Origin of the sequence: Cellulomonas algicola (assembly GCF_003851725.1) — a bacterium.
Classification (GTDB): domain Bacteria; phylum Actinomycetota; class Actinomycetes; order Actinomycetales; family Cellulomonadaceae; genus Cellulomonas; species Cellulomonas algicola.
On the sequence record NZ_BHYL01000225.1, the window covers coordinates 1 to 19,133 of the forward strand.

A 19,133-nucleotide genomic window follows, 5' to 3' on the forward strand; every position below is an offset into this window, starting at 1 on the left:
GCCGGGGATGCTGCGGCCGGGGCCGAGCCGGCGGGTGGCGCGGCGGCGGCTGGTCGCCGGGCGCGCGAGCGGGCGCGGCGACGCGAGCGCCCGGGGTGCGGTGAGGACCGACATCAGCTGCTCGCCCCCGCCCGGTACTCCTCGACGGCCTCCGCGACGACCGGCGCGAACCGCTGGTCCCACAGGTCGGGCGCGTCGATCGGGTCGTTGCCGGTGGCCTCGGCGAGCAGGTCGATCGTCTCCTGGTGGCGCTCGATCGCCTCGGTCCAGTCGGCGGGGATGTCGGGCGTGCCGGCGTGCTCGACGAGGTAGCGGCCGTCCTCCTCGGACAGGCCCTGGTCCTCGACGTAGTACCCCTGCACCCACTCGTCGGGGTGGTCCTCGACCCACAGCTTGGCCTGCGCCCACAGCCGGACGTACGCGCGCAGCGCCGCGGCCTTCGCGGGGTCGTCGAGCGTCGACGTCGGGACGTAGAGCACGCCCGGGTCGTCGCGCAGGCCGTGCGTGACGGTGTGCGCGCCGTCCTTGCCGTACTGGTCGACGTACCGCGCGATCTGCACGCCGCCGATGGGCGCGATGTCGACCTCGCCCGCGGCGAGCGCCGTCGGGTAGACGTCGCCCGTGCTGGGCAGCTCGACGAGCTCGACGTCGTCGAGGTCGAGGCCCGCCTTCTGCAGTGCGCGCAGCACGATGACGCCCTGCGCCTGGCCCGGGCTGTACGCGATGCGGTGGCCCGCGAAGTCCTCGAGCGAGTCCACGCCCTCGACGCCGGGTGCGACGCCGAACTCGTAGATCGGGAAGTCCTCCCAGTCCTGGCGGTACGACGCGGCGATGATCCGCACGTCGAGGCCCGTCCAGGTCGCGTGGATCGGCGGGATGTCCGCGACCGAACCGACGTCGAGCGACCCGGCGCGGAACGCCTCGGTCGTCGCGGGGCCTCCGGACACGTTCGCCCACTCGATCTCGAAGCCGAGGTCCGCGTCGAGGTCTCCGCCGGCGATCTCGACCGCCTTCTGCGTGACGGGGTCGCCGATGACCAGCGATGTGCCGGCGGGGATCTCGGTCGGCAGGTCGCCGGACGCGGCGGTCGGGTCGTCGCCGGTCGTCTGGGCGCTCGCGCCGGAGCACGCGGCGAGCGCACCGGCCAGCGCGGTGGCGAGCACCGCGGCGGCGAGCCGGGGCCGGGCGGCGGCGAGGGCCGCCGTGCGGGGTGCCGGACGGGTCCGGCGGGTACGGGTGGACATGCGTGTGCCTCTCGACGGCAGGACGGATCGCACCGCGGCCCCCTGCGGGCGTGCGGCGGTCGGTGCTGGTGGTGCGCGGGGGAGAGGGGCCCTCGGGCTGAGGGCGACGACGGTCCTGAGGAGCCGTCGTGCGCGGCGTGGGGGCGCCGCGGACCGGTCAGCGGTCGACGACGGCGTGGTCGTCGGTCACCGACAGGCGGGACACGCCCGACACGAGCGGGCCACGGGCAGCGGGGCTGCGGCGGCGAGTGCTCGACGGGACGACATGGGGAACACCGTGTCAGCACCTCCGAGGGGTGAGAAGCCCCCTCCCAAATCCTGAGATGTTGAGTCGGGATTTCTCATGAGCACCGCCACCGCTGTGAGGGCAGGGCCGCGTCAGCGCACCTCGAGGACCGTCCACCAGTCGTTGCCGTCCCGCCCAGTGAAGCCCGTGACCTCCTGCTGGCCGGCCGTGAGCTGCGGGTCCGAGCGCCGGTGCGAGTGCAGCGCCACACCCGTCGCGACGTGCACGAGCCGGACGCGCGACCCCGCACGCCAGCGCCCGCCGCCGTCCACCTCGACACGCCAGTCGTCGCCCCCGTCGCCCACGCCGTCCCGGCCGAACGCCGTGACCTCCTGCTGACCCGTGAGCGGCGACGGGAAGCCCCGGTGGCTGTGCAGGTTCCGGCCGGTCTCGACGTGCCGCAGCCGCAGCACGTCGCCGTGCCGCAGCGCGTGCCCGTCGCCGACCGCGGCCGCGTTGCCGTGCGGAGCCGCGAGCCGCCACAGGTCGTTGTCGTCGGACCCGTCGAACGCCGTGACCTGCTGCTGCCCCGACGTGCCCGCGTGCGTCCACGCGAGCCCGTGCGAGTGCAGCGAACGGCCCGTCCAGACGTGCGACAGCTTGACGACGTCCCCGGTGCTCACCTGTCGGTCGCGGGACGGTGCCGTGCGCGTGAGCACGCGCGGCGGCTTCGGCGTGTAGTCCTGCACGAAGAACCCGCGCCAGCGGCGGCCGTTCGACGCCGACCAGTCCTTCTGCCCGGGCTCCGACGTGAAGACGACCTCGCGGCCCGGCGAGTTCGGGTCGTACACCTGGAGCGCGACGCGGCCCGTCGCGCGGTCCACGTCGTACCCGTACGCGACGACCTGGTGGTTGTCGCCGACCTTCGCGAGCGACCGCGCCACGACGAGGCCCAGGACGACCGGCCGGCCCGCGTCGACGGACGCGACGACCCGCGGGACCTCCTCCTCCTTCGTCCAGCGGCTCACGCCCTTGAACACCCACGTCTCGTCGTCCGAGTGCAGCGTCCACGTGAGGAACTTCGTCGCCGAGCCTGTGAGGAACGACTGGAGCTGGCGGTCGTGGACGTACTTCGCGAGCCAGTTCTCGTCCGGCGGGACCCGGTCGGGCGCGTACAGGTCCGCGGACCAGCGGGGGACGGGACGGCCCGAGACGAAGTAGTCCAGCGCCGCGTAGGACATGCCGCCGCACCGACCCGCCGTGGTGATCGTCGTGCCGTTGGGCAGCGTGATGAGCTCGTCGACGAACGCGTTCGGGAACGCGAACCCGTGCACCGCCGGGTTGAAGTCGACACGGTGCTGCGCACGCGTGTCGTCGTCGGTGGGGACGGGCGGGGGCAGCGGTGACGGCGACGGGACCGGGGGGTGCGGGTCGGGCATCGTCGGGTCCTTCGTCGGCCGCTCGGGCCCTGTCGTCGCGCGGTGTGGCGGGCGGGTCCCGGCGGACCTGCCAGCACCCACCCTGGCACCGTGCAGGAGCGCGCGCCGCCGCAGCTGATACGGCGGACGGGGCAGCCCCCGCGCGCCGTCGCCGGTCACCCCCGAGGACGCCCGACGGGGCGGCCCGCTGCGTGCGGACCGCCCCGTCGGGACCGTGCGTGCCGGCGGTCGGGCCGGCGTCGAGCCTGACGACTACTGGCCGATGGCCAGCTTCACCTCGTCGGTGAACTGCTTCGCGGCCTGCTCGGGCGTGAGGCGCCCGAAGAGGACCTCCTCGTTGATGCGCTTGGTGATGCCGGCGACCTCGCCCGCACCCACCGGCGGCACGACGGGACCGTCGACGATGTCGCCCTCGAGGCTCGCGAGGAACTCGGCGGCCTGCTTGTCGGTGTCGTTGAACTTGTCCTGCACCGCGGCGCGGACGTCGGTGTTGGCGGGCAGGCCGCGGTCGGACAGCAGGATCTCGCCGGCGGCCGGGTCGTTCAGCAGGAAGTCGACGAGGAGCTTGGCCTCCTCCGGGTGCTGCGACTTCGCGGAGACGGAGTAGAACATGGCCGGCTTGAAGTACATGCCGGTGCGCTCCTCCTCCGACTCGCCGGGGACGCGCAGCAGCTGGAGCGGGCGGCCCGACGCGGTCGTGATGGCGGTGAGCTGGTTGGTCCAGAACCACGCCATGGCGCCCTTGTTGGTGCCGACGAGGGACTGCTCGGGGCCGCCCGCGTCGGTCTCGACCGTGAGGGCCGCGTCGGGCGTGCCGCCGCCGGCCTGCAGGTCGAGCGAGTACTGCCACCAGTCGGCCAGCGTCGACTCCTTGTAGCCGACCTCGCCGTCCTCGTTGTAGAGGGACTCGCCGCGCTGCCGCGCGAAGATCGAGAACCCGGGCTCGTTGAACCCGTAGTCCTGCGCGCCGTAGATCGCCTTGCCCGTCTTCGCCGAGATCTCGTTGGCGATGTCGACGTAGTCCTCCCACGTCCACGTGGTGTCGTCGGGCATCTCGACGCCCGCCGCGGCGAACGCCTCGGGGTCCGCGACGATCGCGTACGCGTTGACGCCCGTCGCGACGCCGTAGAGCGCGTCGTCGATCGTGCCGGACTGCAGCACGTTCGGGTCGATCTTCGAGGTGTCGAGGTCGAGCTCGTTGAGGTCGGCCAGCACGCCCTGCGACGCGTAGTCCGCCAGGTAGCGCTCCTCCTGCGTGATGACGTCGGGGGCGTCACCGCCGGCGACGCCGGTGCTCAGCTTGTCGAAGTACGAGTTCCAGTCCGTGTAGTCCGGCACCACCGTGATGTGCGGGTACTTCTCGGTGAACTTGTCGAGCACCTGCTGGGTGAGCTCGTGGCGGGTGTCGGAGCCCCACCACGAGAAGCGGATCTCGACGGGCTCGGGCGGCCCGGACGAGGTGGCCTCGGCGGCGGGCTCGTCGGACCCGGCGCAGGCGGTCAGGGCGAGGGCCCCGACGGCGAGCAGTGCAGCGGACCGCAGGACGGCGGTCCGGCCGCGGAGGGCGGGACGGTGGCGCATGGTTCTCCTTCGTGACGAGGACGTCGGTGTGCTGGTCACTGCGGCCGGGCGCGAGCCCGGGTGCTACTTGATGCCTGTCGTCGCGATGCCCTTGACCAGGTACTTCTGGCCGAAGAGGAACGCGAGGAAGACGGGCAGGAGGGAGACGATCGACATCGCGAACATCGGCCCCCACGAGCTCTGGCCCGTGGCGTCGATGAACGTGCGCAGGGCGACCGGAGCCGTGTACATGTCCGGTCTCGTGAGGAAGATGAGCTGGCTGAAGAAGTCGTTCCACGTCCAGATGAACGTGAAGATCGCGGTCGTCGCGAGGGCCGGCATCGACAGCGGCAGCATGATCTGCAGGTAGATGCGGCCGTGCCCGGCGCCGTCGAGGCGCGCGGCCTCGTCCAGCTCCTTCGGGATGCCGCGGAAGAACTGGACCATGAGGAAGATGAAGAACGCGTCCGTGGCCAGCAGCTTCGGCACGATCAGCGGCAGGAACGTGTTGATCCACTCGAGCCGGGAGAACAGCACGTACTGCGGGACGATGATCACGTGGATCGGCAGCATGATCGACATGAGCATGATCGCGAACCACAGCTGGCGGCCCTTGAACTGCAGCCGTGCGAACGCGTAGGCCGCCATCGAGCAGCTCACGAGGTTCCCGAGGAGCGAGCCGAGGACGATGAGCGCCGAGTTCAGCAGGTAGCGGCTGAACGGGTACTGCAGCGCGTTCCACCCCGCCGTGTAGTTGGTGGTGTCGATCTCCGACGGGATGAGCGACACGTCCCGGAAGATCAGCTCGCTCGGCTTGAACGAGCTCACCAGCAGCCAGATCAGCGGGTACAGCATGATCAGCGCGAGCGCGATCAGGCCCACGTGCTTGAGGAACGCGCGCCAACGGGACGGCCAGGGGGAGCGGGTGCGCAGGACAGGCGTCTTGCCGCCGTCGTGGCGGGCGTCGGCGCGCGAGGCGTGGACGCCGGCAGCGGGGTCGGGGCGCATCTGGAGGTCAGTCATCACCGTAGAAGACCCAATACTTGGAGGCGAGGAAGTTGAGTGCCGTCATGGCGGCGACGATGAGCACCAGCAGCCACGCCATCGCGGAGGCGTAGCCCATCTGCAGGGCCGTGAAGCCCTTCTGGTAGAGGTAGAGCGTGTAGAACATCGTCGAGTCGGCCGGTCCGCCGGTGCCGCCGGAGACGACGAACGCCTGCGTGAAGCTCTGGAACGCGCCGATGACCTGGAGCACGAGGTTGAAGAAGATGATCGGCGTGAGCAGCGGGATGGTGATGCTGCGGAACTGCCGCACCTTGCCGGCGCCGTCGATCGACGCGGCCTCGTAGTACATCTCCGGGATCTGCCGCAGGCCCGCGAGGAAGATGATCATCGGGGCGCCGAACGTCCAGACGTGCAGGGCGACGAGCGTCCACAGCGCGGTGTCGGGGTCGGAGACCCACCCCTTGCCCTGGACGCCGAACAGCGCGAGGAACGCGTTGACGAGGCCCTCCGCGCCGAACACCTGCCGCCAGAGGATCGCGACGGCGACCGAGCCGCCGAGCAGCGACGGCAGGTAGAACACGGAGCGGTAGAACGACAGGCCGCGCAGCCCGCGGTCGAGCAGCATCGCGAGCCCGAGGGCGACGATCAGCTGCAGCGGGACCGCCGTCAGCACGTACGTGAACGTGACCTTGAGGGAGTTGAGGAGCCGGGGGTCCTCGAACATCCGCGTGTAGTTCTCCAGCCCGATCCACGTCGGCGGCTTGAGCAGCCGGTACTCCGTGAAGGACAGGTAGAGCGACATCACCATCGGCCCGATGGTGATGAGGAACAACCCGAGGAACCACGGCGCCAGGAAGATCGCGGCGACCTTGCCGTCGCCCCGTCCCGTGACGCCACGGGCGGCGCCCGCGGCTCCTCGCTTCCCGGTCGTTCGCCGGAACTCACTTACTACCGACATGCGTCGACCACCTCGTTGTGCATCGGCGTTGCAGCGGGAAACCGGTTCCCGATTGGGTACCGTAGCACCGGACGAACGCCTTGGGAACCGGTTTCCTGTGGTGTATGTTCGGCCACGAACCGTACCCGGGGGGTCGAGCAACGCGTGCCCCGCGGGTCGGACGGGAACGACCCGGTGGAGGACTGCAGTGACGCAGAACGGGTGGGCGCGATCCGCGCCGACCATCGCGGAGGTCGCGCGCATCGCGGGGGTCTCGCGCGCCACGGTCTCGCGCGTGATGAACGGCCGGACGACCGTCGACGCCGAGCTGGCGTCCCGTGTGCGCGAGGTCGCCGACCAGCTCCACTACCGGCCGAGCAACGTCGCGCGCAGCCTGTCGCTGGGCCGTACCGAGACCGTCGCCGTCGTCGTGCCCGACCTCGCCAACCCGATGTTCCAGCAGGTGCTCCGCGGGGTCGCCTCCGCGGCGTCCGAGAGCGGCTACCGCGTGCTGGTGGCCGACACCGCCGAGGACAGCGTCGACGAGGAGAAGGTCGCGCTCGACGCACGGCTGCGCTGCGACGCCGTCGTCCTCGTCTCCCCGCGCATGCCCGAGCCGACGCTGCGCGCGCTGCTCCCGGAGATCGCGCCCGTCGTCGTCGTCAACCGCGCGCCCGACGGCACCACCCCGACGCTCGGCATCGACTACGCCGACGGCATCGAGCAGATCGTCGACCACCTCGCACGGCTCGGGCACCGGCACCTGCTCTACCTGGCCGGCCCGACCAGCAGCGCGTCGCACTCCGCCCGGCTCGAGGCGCTGCGCGTCGCCGCCGCCCGCCGCGAGGACCTGCGCCTGTCCGAGATGCCCGCCGGCTCGTCCGTCGACTCCGGGTACGCCGCCGCGCAGGACGTGCTCGCGTCGCGCGCCACCGCCGTCGTCGCCTACAACGACCTCGTCGCGTTCGGCCTGCTCGCGCGGCTCAACGAGCTCGGCGTCGCCGTCCCCGGAGACATCTCGATCACGGGCTTCGACGACATCGAGCTCGCGCGGTACGCGACCCCGTCGCTCACGACCGCGACCGTCCCCCAGGTCGAGCTCGGCCGCCTCGCGTGGGAGCACCTGCGCCGGTCCGCCGCGGGCGACGACGTCGACCCCACCCCGCCGCTGATCCGCCCGCTGCTCGCCGTGCGCGCCAGCACCGGCCCCGTGCCGCCCGCGGTCCGGCTGCGCCGCCGCACCCAGCCCGTCACCGACCGTCCGGGAGAGCCGCACGTGCAGTCCGCCCCGCGCTGGAGCACCGACGGACGTGCGCACGTGCTGTCCGCCACCGTCCGCACCGGCGCCCGCCCCGGCGCCGCGACGCCGCTCGCGCGCTACGAGCCCGGTGACACGATCCCGCCCGTGCACTCGCCGCGGCCGTTCCTGCACCCCGTGCACACCGCCGCCGGGACCGCCCTCACGCAGACCAGCCCCGTCGACCACCGGCACCACTACGGCGTCTCCGTCGCGGTGCCCGTCGTCAACGGCACGTCCTACTGGGGCGGCCGCACCTTCCTGCGCGACGAGGGCCCGACCCTCCTGCCGAACCACGGCCGCCAGGTGTCGACCGGCGTCCGGCTCGACGACGACGGCTCCACGCTGGTCGACGACGTGCTGTGGCGCGACGAGCGCGACCGCCCGCTGCTGCGCGAGGACCGCCGGCTCAGCGCCCGCGCTCTGCCCGACGAGCGCGGCTGGGCGCTGCGCTGGACCACCGAGCTGCGCGCCGAGCACGGCGACCTGCGGATCGAGAGCCCCGCGACCAACGGCCGCCCCGGCGCCGGGTACGGCGGGCTGTTCTGGCGGCTGCCGTCCGCCGACCTCACGACCGTCCTCGGGGAAGGGCTCGTCGGTGAGGAGGCCGTGCACGGCAGCCGGTCGCCGTGGCTCGCGTTCGTCCAGCGGCGCGAGGCGCGCACCACCACGCTGCTGCTGGTCCAGGGCGCCGACGAGGCGCGACCGTGGTTCGTGCGCGTCGCCGAGTACGTCGGCGCCGGGCCTGCGCTCGCGTGGGACGCACCCGTCGCGGTGCCCGCGGGCGACGTGCTGCGCGCCGGGCTCGCCGCCGTCGTCGTCGACCGCGCCCTCACCCAGGACGAGGCCGCCGCGCTCGCCGCCGAGGTGTGGGCGTGAGCGCGCCCGCCGCGCTCGACCTCGCGCGCGTGGCCGTCGTCGGGGTGCACGGGCACGGCGCGTCGCACGTCCGGCGCGTCGCCGCGCTCGCCACCGACCGGCGGGCCGTGCTGTCCGGAGTCGTCGACCCGCGACCCGTCGACGGCGTCGCCGACGTGCCGCCCGGCACCCCGTGGTTCCCGTCGCTCGACGCGCTGCTCGAGGTCCAGCGGCCCGACGTCGTCGTGCTGTCCACGCCCATCCCCACGCACCTGCCGCTCGCGTCCGCCGCGCTGCGCGCCGGGTGCGACGTGCTGCTCGAGAAGCCGACGACCGCGTCGCTCGCCGAGCACGCGGCCCTGCTGGACGTCGTCGCCGAGACCGGCCGCCGCTGCCAGGTCGGGTTCCAGACGTTCGGGTCGGGCGCCGTCGACGAGGTCGTGCGGATCGTCGCGTCCGGCGAGCTCGGCGACGTCGTGTCCGTCGGGGCCGTCGGCACCTGGGTCCGCACCGTCGCCTACTACCAGCGCGCCGCGTGGGCCGGACGTCGCACGCTCGACGGCGTCGAGGTCGTCGACGGGGTCGTCACCAACCCGCTCGCGCACGCGGTCGCGACCGCACTGCTCGTCGCCGGGGCGCGGACCGTCGAGGACGTCGCCGACGTCGAGGTCGACCTGTTCCACGCGCACGACATCGAGGCCGACGACACGTCCGCGGTCGTCGTCACGACCCGGTCGGGCCTGCGCGTGGCCGCCGGGCTCTCGCTCTGCGCGGCCGAGCGCACCCCCTCCCGCGTCGTCGTCACGGGGTCGCAGGGGTCGCTGACCCTCTACTACGAGCAGGACGCGATCGAGGTCCGCTCGCCGCGTGGCACGCGCCGCATCACCACCGGGCGTGTCGACCTCCTCACGCAGCTGCTCGACGCCCGCCGGTCCGACGACGTGCCGCTCCGCTGCTCCGTCGCCGACACCGGCGCGTTCATGCGCGTCCTCGAGGCCGTGCGGAGCGCGCCCGACCCGACGGCGATCGCCGCCGACCACGTCACGTGGCGGGGCAGCGGGCTCGACGCCTGGCCGGTCGTCACCGACGTCGCCGACTGGTGTGAGCGCGTCGCCGCCGAGGGCCGGACGTTCACCGCCCTCGGCGCCCCCTGGACCCGGGACGTCTGACCACCCGGACCTTCGTGGCGAGCTCGTGGGTCCACCTCACGATCTCGGACGAGAGCGCACGACCCCGGCGAGGAGGGTGGCGGCTGGGCGCGGAGGGTGCGGACTGCCGCGATGAGCGGCGGCTCGGCGCGGAGGGTGCGGCGTGGCGCGGTGAGCGGCGGCTCGGCACGGCGGGTGAGTGCTCGGCTCGGCAGGTGACGGGGTGGGCGCGGTGCGCGAGGATCGCCGCGTGAGGCGGTGGGCCGATGGTGCGGCCGTCGCGGTGCTCGTCGTCGCGGCGGTGGTCGCGGGCTGCACGGGCGACGGCGGACGCGACCGGTCCGGCGGCGACGGGACGCCCGGGGTGTCCGGCTCGACCGGCGCCGCCGCTCGGGGGACGGCCGCGGCGCTGCCCGACGACGTGGCCGCGGCGCTCGCGGTCGAGATCCGGCAGTCGCGCGCCGACTGGGGCCGGCGGGTGGTGCAGGTCCGCGTCGCGAACACCGGCACCGTCGACCTGACCGTCGAGCGGGCGACGCTGCGCTCGCCGACCGTCGAGGGGGACGCGTCGAGCGCCAAGGGACGCGAGGTCCGGGCAGGCGTCGACCGCGACCTGTCGGTCCAGCTCGGCGACCCGGTCTGCCCGGACACGGCCGACGGTACCGGCCCGGCCGAGGTCGCGCTCGAGGTGGTGGACGCGGAGGGTCGCGCGGGGACGGTCGTCGTGACGCCGGAGGACCCGCAGGGGCACCTCGCGCGGATCCGCGGGGAGGACTGCGCGACGCTCGCCGTGGCGGCTGGGGCACGGTTGTGGCTCGACGACGACCTGCCCCGGCACCCGGTCGACGGGCGCGTGGTCGGGAGCCTGACGCTGCACGTCGAGCCGGTCGCGGGCGGCCCGCGCGTCGAGGTGTGGCAGGTGGACCGGACGAACCTGGTGATCCCGGCGGACCTGACGAACGACTGGCGGGTCGCGGTGGACACCGCGGCGCTCGACGGCGGGACGGCGGTCGTGCTGCCGGTCGTGCCGAGCCGGTGCGACCCGCACGCGGTCGCCGAGGACAAGCGCGGCACGTTCTTCGGTGTGCACGCGCGGGTCGACGGGGTCGAGCAGCCGGTGTTCTACGTGCCGTCGTCGGACGCGTTGCGCGGGTCGGTGTACGACCTCGTGGGTGCGTCGTGCGGGTGGTCGACGGGCTGACGCCGGGGGTCACGCTCCCGGGTGACCGGCCGTGCGGGCGGGCGTCGTCGCCTTGACGGCCATTCGGGTGAACGACAGGATGACTCGGGTCATCGCGCTTACCTGCTTGTCAGTAACCAACGATGGTGCTGATCAGGCTCGTCGGCAGGTGACGTGGCAGCACCGCGGCCGACCGTCGCCGGGCACCGACGCCCGGCCGACGAGCGGCGCGCACCCGCGGCGACCCGATGTCGGCGCGGGGAACGACGCCCGCCCGGTGACCGTCGCCGGAGCGGGGTGCAGGACCCGCACGCCCTCCCCCTGCGGAGCGCCTCACGAGTGGGACGACCGTCCCTCTCGACGCGCCCGGCCACGCCACGACGCTCGAGCGGCATCGCGACGACGGTCGGGTGACACGTGTCATCGTTCCCGCGCCGCACCGGCGCGGGCGGACACCTCCCGACCACCTCCCCCGGAAGGTCATCAGATGCAGATCGGCAGACTGAGAGCGCTCGTCGGCGTCCTCGCCGCGGCGACCCTCGCGGTCCCCCTCACGCTCACCGGCACCACGGCCGCCCAGGCCGTCGGCCCGTCGGTGCTGCCCGTCACCGTCACCAACAGCACGGGACGCGGCGACGCGGTCCACCTGTACGTGCTCGGCACCAACCTCGCGACGGGCCGGCTCGGGTACGTCAACGCGAGCGGCGCCTTCACGCCGTGGCCCGCCGGGTCCAACCCGCCGTCGCCGGCCCCCGACGTCTCCATCGCGGGTCCCGCCAACGGGAGCACGCGGACCATCAACGTGCCCCGCGGGTTCTCCGGTCGCATCTACTTCTCGATGGGCGCCAAGCTGCCGTTCTTCCTCACGCCCGACGGGCTCGTCCAGCCCGCGCCGTGGGCGGGCGGCGACGCGAGCCGCGACGTGCTGTTCGACTGGAGCGAGCTCACCTACAACGACGCCGGCCTGTGGCTGAACAGCTCGCAGGTCGACATGTTCGCGATCCCGCACGCCGTGACGGTCACGGGCGCGAGCGGCGCGACGAAGCGGACGGGCGACGTCGTCGCGAACGGCCGCGACCAGGTCATCAACGCGCTCAAGGCGCAGCCGGGCTGGTCGGGTTCGGTCGTGACGAGGTCCGACGGCACGGTGCTGCGTGTCCTCGCGCCGGGCAAGGCGGCCGGGACCGGCCTGCTGAGCGCCACGTACCTCGACCCGTACATCACGTCCGCGTGGAACGCGTACACGTCGAAGACGCTGACCGTCGTCCCGTTCGGCGACCAGCCGAACCTCAAGTACTTCGGGCGGACCAGCGGGAACGTCATGCGGTTCACGAACGCCTCGGGCGCACAGGTCGCGTCGTTCACCAAGCCCAGCAGCGCCGACGTCTGGGGCTGCGACGGCAACCTGCACGCGCCGAACGACCAGGTCGTCGGGCCGATCGCCCGCACGCTGTGTGCGGCGCTCAACCGCGGGACGCTCGGCACGATCGACACGCAGCCGAGCACCAACGCGGCCGACTTCTACAAGAGCAACCCCACCAACCAGTACGCCAAGGCGATCCACGCCGCGATGGCCGACGGCAAGGCGTACGCGTTCGCGTTCGACGACGTCGGCGCATTCGAGTCGCTCGTGCACGACGGGGACCCGCGCTCGGCCGGCCTGGTCCTCAGCCCGTTCACCGGAGGCGGCACGGGCGGCGGCGGTGGCGGTGGCGGCGGGACGACCGCCGGTGCGTTCGTCAACGCCAACGGCATGTGCCTGGACAACGACAACCGGAGCACGACCAACGGCAACAAGATCCAGATCTGGGGCTGCAACGGCACGGTCGCTCAGCAGTGGTCGTTCGTCGAGGCGGGCAGCACGCTGCGCGTGCAGGGCAAGTGCCTCGACATCGCGGGCGGCGCCACGGGCAACGGCACCAAGGTCCAGCTCTGGGACTGCAACAGCACGGGTGCTCAGGTGTGGATCCCGCAGTCGAACGGGTCGTACCGCAACCCGCAGTCCGGCCGGTGCCTCGACATCCCCAGCGGGTCGACGACCGCCGGCACGCAGGTGCAGATCTGGGACTGCAACGGCAGCGGCGCGCAGCGGTGGACGCTGCGCTGACGGTGCACGCGCGCGGCGACGGGGAGGGCGTCGCGCTGAGCGCACCACGTCGACGGTGACCGGTCTCGACCGGCACCCACGACACCAGGAGGCCGTCCCGCGTCGTGCGGGGCGGCCTCCTGGGCGTCCGGCGCGTGGTGGGACGTCCACAGGGTGAGCGCTTTCCCCTTCTTTCCGCGTCCCCCTTGCGGCACCCCGTGACGGCTGGGTAGGAATGACCTGGTCGCGCGATTGAACCGATTCAGACCCTCGCGCAGCCCGTCCGACCCGGCTCTCAACGACGAGACACGAAGGTGACGCATGCGCCCCACCCGTCCCCGGACACCCCTGCCCGAGCCCGCACCCGAACCCACGCCCGGCGCTGCGCCCGCCTCGTCCGCCCACGACCTGCGGCGTGCCCACGCCCGCCGTCGCGCGGCTGCCGCCGTCGGGTTCACCACCGCCCTCGCGACCGGCACGCTCGCAGCCGTCGCGCTGCCCGCGCACGCGGCCGATCCCGCCACCTGGAAGTTCGACCTCGGCACCGCGACCAGTCCGGTCGCCGACGGCTACCGCCAGGTCACGGAGGCGACCCGCTACGACGCGTCGACAGGCTTCGGCATCGTCCCCGCCGACGGCGTCACTCCCATCTCCCGTGACCGTGGCACGACCGACGCCGCCGACCGCGACTTCGTCCTCGCGACGGCCTGGTCGTTCGTCGTCGACGTGCCGAACGGCACCTACGACGTGACGGTCCGCTCGGGCGACCTGCTCGCCACGTCGAGCACGACCACGACCAACCTGACGCTCGAGGGCGCGACGGCCGGGACGCTCAAGACCAAGCAGGTCGCGGCCGAGGGCACGTGGCGCACGACGGTCGCCGACGGCCAGCTCACGCTCGGCGTGACCGGTGCGGGCGCGGGCGGCTACGTCAACGCGGTCGTGGTCACCGCCGTCGCCGTCGAGCCCGGGCCGGACCCCGACCCCGAGCCCGAGCCGGACCCGACGATCGCCGCGCCCACCGCGCTGCGGCTCGCGCACGTCGCCCCGGGATCGGCCACGCTGCGCTGGAACGAGGTCGCGGGCGCGACCGGCTACGTGCTGACGCGCGCCGACGCGCTCGCCGGCCCGTACACCGAGGTCGCGCGGACGACCCGCGACGTGTTCGCGACGGACGCGTCCGTCGACACGACCACGACGCACTGGTACCGGGTGCAGACGCTGACCGCGACGGGCGCGTCGGTCCCGTCCGCGGCCGCCGTGAGCAGCCTCGCGGGCGACGGCGTCCCCGACCCGACGCTCCCCGCCGACGGGGTGCTCGCGTTCGACCTCGGCAGCGGGGCGCTCGTCCCGGGCAGCACGCGCCTCGACGCCACGAGCGCGTACGGCCCGACGGCCCGCGCCGGGTTCGTCGACCCGTCGCAGGTCACCGCGACCGACCGCGGCACGGCCGACGCGCTGCGCTCCGACTTCGTCACGGTCGGCGACACCGAGCTCGTCGTGGACCTGCCGGCCGGCGACTACACGGTCGACCTGGTCGCGGGCGACACCACGGAGGCGTCGGAGATCGCGATCACCGCCGAGCAGATGGCGAAGGTCGCGACGACCGCGAAGCCCGCCGGGCAGTTCCTCGAGATGTCGTTCGACATCGCGGTCGTCGACGGGCAGCTCAACCTCGACTTCGCGGGGACCGCCCCGAAGCTCAACGCGCTCACCATCCGGCAGCAGTCGCCGCGCACCGCGGGTCCGAAGCCGACGGTGTGGGTGACCGGCGACTCGACGGTGCAGTCGTACACGGCGGACTACGCGCCACAGGCCGGCTGGGGCCAGATGATCGACCGCTACCTGTCGGACGGCGTGGTCGTCGACAACCGCGCGATCGGCGGCCGCTCGTCGAAGAACTTCATCAGCCAGGGCCGGCTCGACGAGGTGCTGCGGCTGATCAAGCCGGGCGACTACCTGTTCGTGCAGTTCGGCCACAACGACAACTCGTACGGCGTCGACGACCGGTACGCGGCGCCCGCCGACTACCGCGAGTACCTGCGCACCTACGTCGACGGTGCGCGGCAGCGCGGCGCGACGCCCGTGCTCGTGACGCCGGTGTCGCGGCGCTCGTTCGACGCGACGACGGGCCGGTTCAACGTCTCATTCCCCGAGTACGTCGCTGCCGCCACGGCGCTGGCCGCCGAGACGGGCACGCCCCTCGTCGACCTGTCCGCGTCCAGCCGCGCCTACCTCGACGAGATCGGGCCGGAGGCCGCCAAGGCGGTGTTCCTGCACGTCCCCGCGGGCGTGTACCCGGGGCGGCCCGCGGGCACGGTCGACGACACGCACTTCCAGGAGTACGGCGCGATCCAGATGGCGCGGCTCGTCGCGACGGACGTCGCCGCGCTCGACGTGCCGCTGGCCGGTGAGGTCGAGGGCTTCGAGCCGCCGGCCGCCGTGCCGGACGCGCCCGCGGGCGTCGTCGCGGGCAACGTCTCCAACGCGGGCGTGCAGCTCACGTGGACGCCCGTCGAGGGTGCGGACGTCTACCGCGTCTACCGCAAGGACGCGGCGGCCGGTGACGACGCGTACGCGCTGGTCGCGACGTCGACGCTCGCGCAGGCGGCCGTCGGCGGGCTCGTCGAGGGTGCGTCGTACGACCTGCGCGTCACGGCGGTGAACGGTCGCGGCGAGTCCGCGCCGAGCGCCACGGTCCGCGTCACGACGAAGGCCGCGCTGTACAAGTTCGACGTGCAGCTCGCCGGCTCGCCCGTCATGCCGGGCTACGTCGAGGTCAACCAGAACAGCCGCTACACGCCCGAGACCGGGTGGGGCTGGCTCGACCCGACGGGCATGGGTGGTCGCGACCGCGGCACGAACTTCCCGACGCCGCCGAACGACCTCCAGCGGGACTTCCTGCTGCCCGGGCCGCAGCACGTGCTCGCGGTCGACGTCCCCGACGGCTCGTACGCGGTCAAGACCTACAACGGCGACTGGATCGGCACGTCGCGCTCGAACGTGCAGATCGAGGGCAAGGACTGGGGCGCGTCGAACGCGGGCGCCGGGGCCGTCTCCGAGAAGGTCAGCCAGCCTGTGCTCGTCACCGACGGTCAGCTCTCGATCGTCATGACGGGCTCGTCGTCGCGGCTCAACGGCGTCGAGATCACGCCGCTGCTGCTCGCCCCGCAGGACCTCGTGCTCGACGGGGTGTCGATCGACGGCGCGGCTGTCTCGGTCGCGCTGTCGTGGACGGGCACCGACGACTCCGCCGGCTACCGGGTGTACCGGCAGGCGTCCGGGGCCGCGGCTCCGGTCGCGATCGGCGAGACGATCGACCCCGCGTTCGTCGACACGGCCGCCGACGTCGGCCTCGCGTACCGGTACCACGTGGTCGCGCTCGACCCGTCGGGGGCCGAGTCCGTGCCGACCGACGTGCTCGACGTGACGACCGTCGACCCGTCCGTGCCCGTCGCGGGCGTGCCGTTCCCGGTGACGCTCGGCGCGGTCAACAAGAACGACGTGACCGTGCGCTGGTCGCCCGTCGACGGCGCGCTGTTCTACCAGGTGTACCGGTCGGAGTCGGTGAGCGGGCCGTACGAGCTCGTCGGGCGGGCGTCGACCGCGTCGTACACCGACACGACGGTCCTGACGACGATCGCGTACTCGTACCGCGTCGCCTCGGTGAACGCGGGCGGCGTGTCTGCGCAGTCGCTCCCCGTGACGTCGCCCGCCGTCACGACGCTGTCGCGGCAGTCGGAGCGGCTCGACCGGTCGCCCGTCGCGGTCGCCGTCGACGGCGGCGTCTACGTCGGCTGGCGCATGCTCGGCACGGACCCGGAGTCGATCGGGTTCCACGTGTACCGCGACGGCCGGCGGATCACCGGCGCACCGATCGGCGGCTCGACCAACACGCTCGACGCGGGCGGCACCGCGGCGTCGACCTACCGCGTGAGCAGCGTCGTCGACGGCATCGAGCGCTGGGCCACCCCCGAGTTCCGGCCCTGGTCCGAGCAGCACCTCGACGTTCCGCTCGACAAGCCCGCCGACGCGTACGCCAAGGACGGCCAGCCGTACACGTACAACGCCAACGACGCGTCCGTGGGCGACCTCGACGGCGACGGACAGTACGAGATCGTCGTCAAGTGGGACCCGTCCAACTCGAAGGACAACTCCCAGGCCGGCTACACGGGCAACGTCTACCTCGACGCGTACGAGCTCGACGGCACCCGCCTCTGGCGGGTCGACCTGGGCCGCAACATCCGCGCCGGTGCGCACTACACGCAGTTCCAGGTGTTCGACCTGGACGGCGACGGGCGCGCCGAGGTCACGGCGAAGACGGCCGACGGAACCGTCGACGGGGTGGGCGGCGTCATCGGCGACGCCCGCGCCGACTACCGCAACTCCAGCGGCTACGTCCTCACCGGACCGGAGTTCCTCACGGTCTTCGACGGGCGCTCGGGTGCCGCGGTCGACACCGTCGACTACACGCCGCCGCGCGGCGACGTCTCCGCGTGGGGCGACGCCTACGGCAACCGCGTCGACCGGTTCCTCGCCGGCGTCGCGTACCTCGACGGCGAGCACCCGTCGCTCGTCGTCAGCCGCGGCTACTACACGCGCACCGTCATCGCGACGTACGACTTCGACGGCGCGCAGCTGGTGCAGCGGTGGGTGTTCGACTCCGACGTCGAGGGCGACCGGTACAAGGGCCAGGGCAACCACAACCTGTCCGTGGCCGACGTCGACGGGGACCAGAAGGACGAGATCGTCTTCGGCTCCATGACGGTCGACGACGACGGCGACCCGCTGTACGTCACCGGTCTCGGGCACGGCGACGCGCTGCACGTGTCCGACCTCGACCCGTCGCGCGACGGGCTGGAGGTGTTCGCGGTGCACGAGGAGGCGCCGTCGTCGAAGGGCATCGGCGCGACGTTCCGCGACGCCCGCACGGGTGAGGTGCTGTGGTCGATGCCGGCGGCGAAGGACACGGGCCGGGGCGCCTCGGCGGACATCGATCCGTCGCACGACGGCGCGGAGTCGTGGGCCGTCGTCGACACCGGCGAGTGGAACTCGCGCGCCGGCCAGCTCCGGGCCGCGGACGGGACGCTGATCGGGACGTCGATCCCGGCGGCGAACTTCCTCACCTGGTGGGACGGCGACCTCCTGCGGGAGATCACCGACCACGACTGGGACGCCACGACGACCACGGGCGTGCCGACGATCGCGAAGTGGTCGCCGTCCGCCGGGGCCGCCACGGAGATCTACCGCGCGACGGGGACGCTGTCGAACAACGGCACCAAGGGCACCCCCGCCCTGCAGGCCGACCTGTTCGGCGACTGGCGCGAGGAGCTCGTCACCCGGCTCGCGGACTCGTCCGCGCTGCGCATCGCGACGACCGTCGACGTCACCCAGCACCGGCTGCGCACCCTGCAGTCCGACCCGGTGTACCGGCTCGGCGTCGCCTGGCAGAACACCGGCTACAACCAGCCGCCGCACACGTCGTACTTCCTCGGCGCGGGGATGACGACGCCGCCGGCACCGCGGCTCGCGCTCACGGGCGCGGACCCGGGGCCGGGGGAGCGGGTCCCCGGACCGGCCACCGGCGCGCCCGCTCGCGGGGCGCTGTCGTCGGACAACTGGGACGGCGACGGGACGTACACCGTGGCGCTCAACGTCTGGTGGGGGCAGAACGCCCACACCGTGACGCTCCTCGAGAACGGGGTCGAGATCGCCCGACGCGACCTCGTCGACGCCACGCCGTCCGCGCAGTCCGCCGCCTTCCAGGTGGCCGGCCGGGGCAACGGCACGTACGTCTACACCGCGGTGCTCACCAACCAGCACGGGTCGACGACGACCGCCCCGCTGACCGTCGTCGTGAGCAAGGCGAACCCGGCGACCCCGGTGCTGAGCCACGACAACTGGGACGGCGACGGGACGTACACCGTCACGACCAACCTGTGGTGGGGCACCAACGCGACCGAGTACCGGCTCTACGAGGACGGCGTCCTCGTCGACGCGCAGGCGCTCGTCGCGAACGGCGTCAACGCCCAGAAGGCCACGACGACCGTCACCGGCCGGGCCGTCGGGACGCACGTCTACCGCGCGGAGCTGTCCAACGCCGCCGGCACGACCAGCAGCACGGACCTGAAGGTGGTGGTCCGCCGCTGACGC

Annotated in this window: 10 protein-coding genes; 5 read left to right on the top strand and 5 right to left on the bottom strand. The window is 73.1% G+C overall.

The genetic code is table 11. From position 1 onward, the window contains the following. Positions 1-113: 113 nt before the first annotated feature. The 5 genes from CTKZ_RS14135 to CTKZ_RS14155 form a co-directional block, all read right to left on the bottom strand. Complete coding sequence (locus tag CTKZ_RS14135; protein WP_124343547.1) at positions 114-1,244, bottom strand: ABC transporter substrate-binding protein; 1,131 nt, start codon at positions 1,242-1,244, stop codon at positions 114-116. A 378-nt stretch (positions 1,245-1,622) separates the two neighbouring features. After that, a complete protein-coding gene (locus tag CTKZ_RS14140) occupies positions 1,623-2,909 on the bottom strand; it encodes an MIR domain-containing protein (RefSeq protein ID WP_124343548.1) in 1,287 nt (428 codons plus the stop codon). Between the two features lie 252 nt (positions 2,910-3,161). Next, positions 3,162-4,490 (bottom strand): ABC transporter substrate-binding protein, encoded by a 1,329-nt coding sequence (locus CTKZ_RS14145; RefSeq protein ID WP_124343549.1) that lies wholly within the window; start codon positions 4,488-4,490, stop codon positions 3,162-3,164. A 63-nt stretch (positions 4,491-4,553) separates the two neighbouring features. Then, positions 4,554-5,492: a carbohydrate ABC transporter permease gene (locus CTKZ_RS14150; protein WP_124343550.1), complete on the bottom strand. Its 939-nt coding sequence runs from the start codon at positions 5,490-5,492 to the stop codon at positions 4,554-4,556. After that, a complete protein-coding gene (locus CTKZ_RS14155; RefSeq protein WP_124343551.1) occupies positions 5,485-6,432 on the bottom strand; it encodes a carbohydrate ABC transporter permease in 948 nt (315 codons plus the stop codon). The genes CTKZ_RS14150 and CTKZ_RS14155 overlap by 8 nt, the downstream gene beginning before the upstream one ends. A 187-nt stretch (positions 6,433-6,619) precedes the next feature. Here CTKZ_RS14155 and CTKZ_RS14160 point away from each other — a divergent pair, with 187 nt between their 5' ends. The 5 genes from CTKZ_RS14160 (at position 6,620) to CTKZ_RS14180 (ending at position 19,130) form a co-directional block, all read left to right on the top strand. Then, complete coding sequence (locus tag CTKZ_RS14160; RefSeq protein WP_124343552.1) at positions 6,620-8,587, top strand: DUF6807 family protein; 1,968 nt, start codon at positions 6,620-6,622, stop codon at positions 8,585-8,587. After that, complete coding sequence (locus CTKZ_RS14165; protein WP_124343553.1) at positions 8,584-9,735, top strand: Gfo/Idh/MocA family protein; 1,152 nt, start codon at positions 8,584-8,586, stop codon at positions 9,733-9,735. Before CTKZ_RS14160 ends, CTKZ_RS14165 begins: the two co-directional genes overlap by 4 nt. A 229-nt stretch (positions 9,736-9,964) precedes the next feature. Continuing rightward, entirely contained in the window at positions 9,965-10,915 is a 951-nt protein-coding gene (locus tag CTKZ_RS14170; RefSeq protein ID WP_124343554.1) for a hypothetical protein, read from the top strand. A 466-nt stretch (positions 10,916-11,381) separates the two neighbouring features. Beyond that, positions 11,382-13,001 carry a beta-1,3-glucanase family protein gene (locus CTKZ_RS14175; RefSeq protein WP_124343555.1) on the top strand — a complete coding sequence of 540 codons (1,620 nt, stop codon included), beginning with the start codon at positions 11,382-11,384 and terminating at the stop codon, positions 12,999-13,001. Between the two features lie 300 nt (positions 13,002-13,301). Next, positions 13,302-19,130, top strand: coding sequence for a rhamnogalacturonan lyase family protein (locus CTKZ_RS14180; RefSeq protein WP_124343556.1), 5,829 nt, complete (start codon positions 13,302-13,304; stop codon positions 19,128-19,130). The last annotated feature ends 3 nt before the right edge of the window (positions 19,131-19,133 follow it).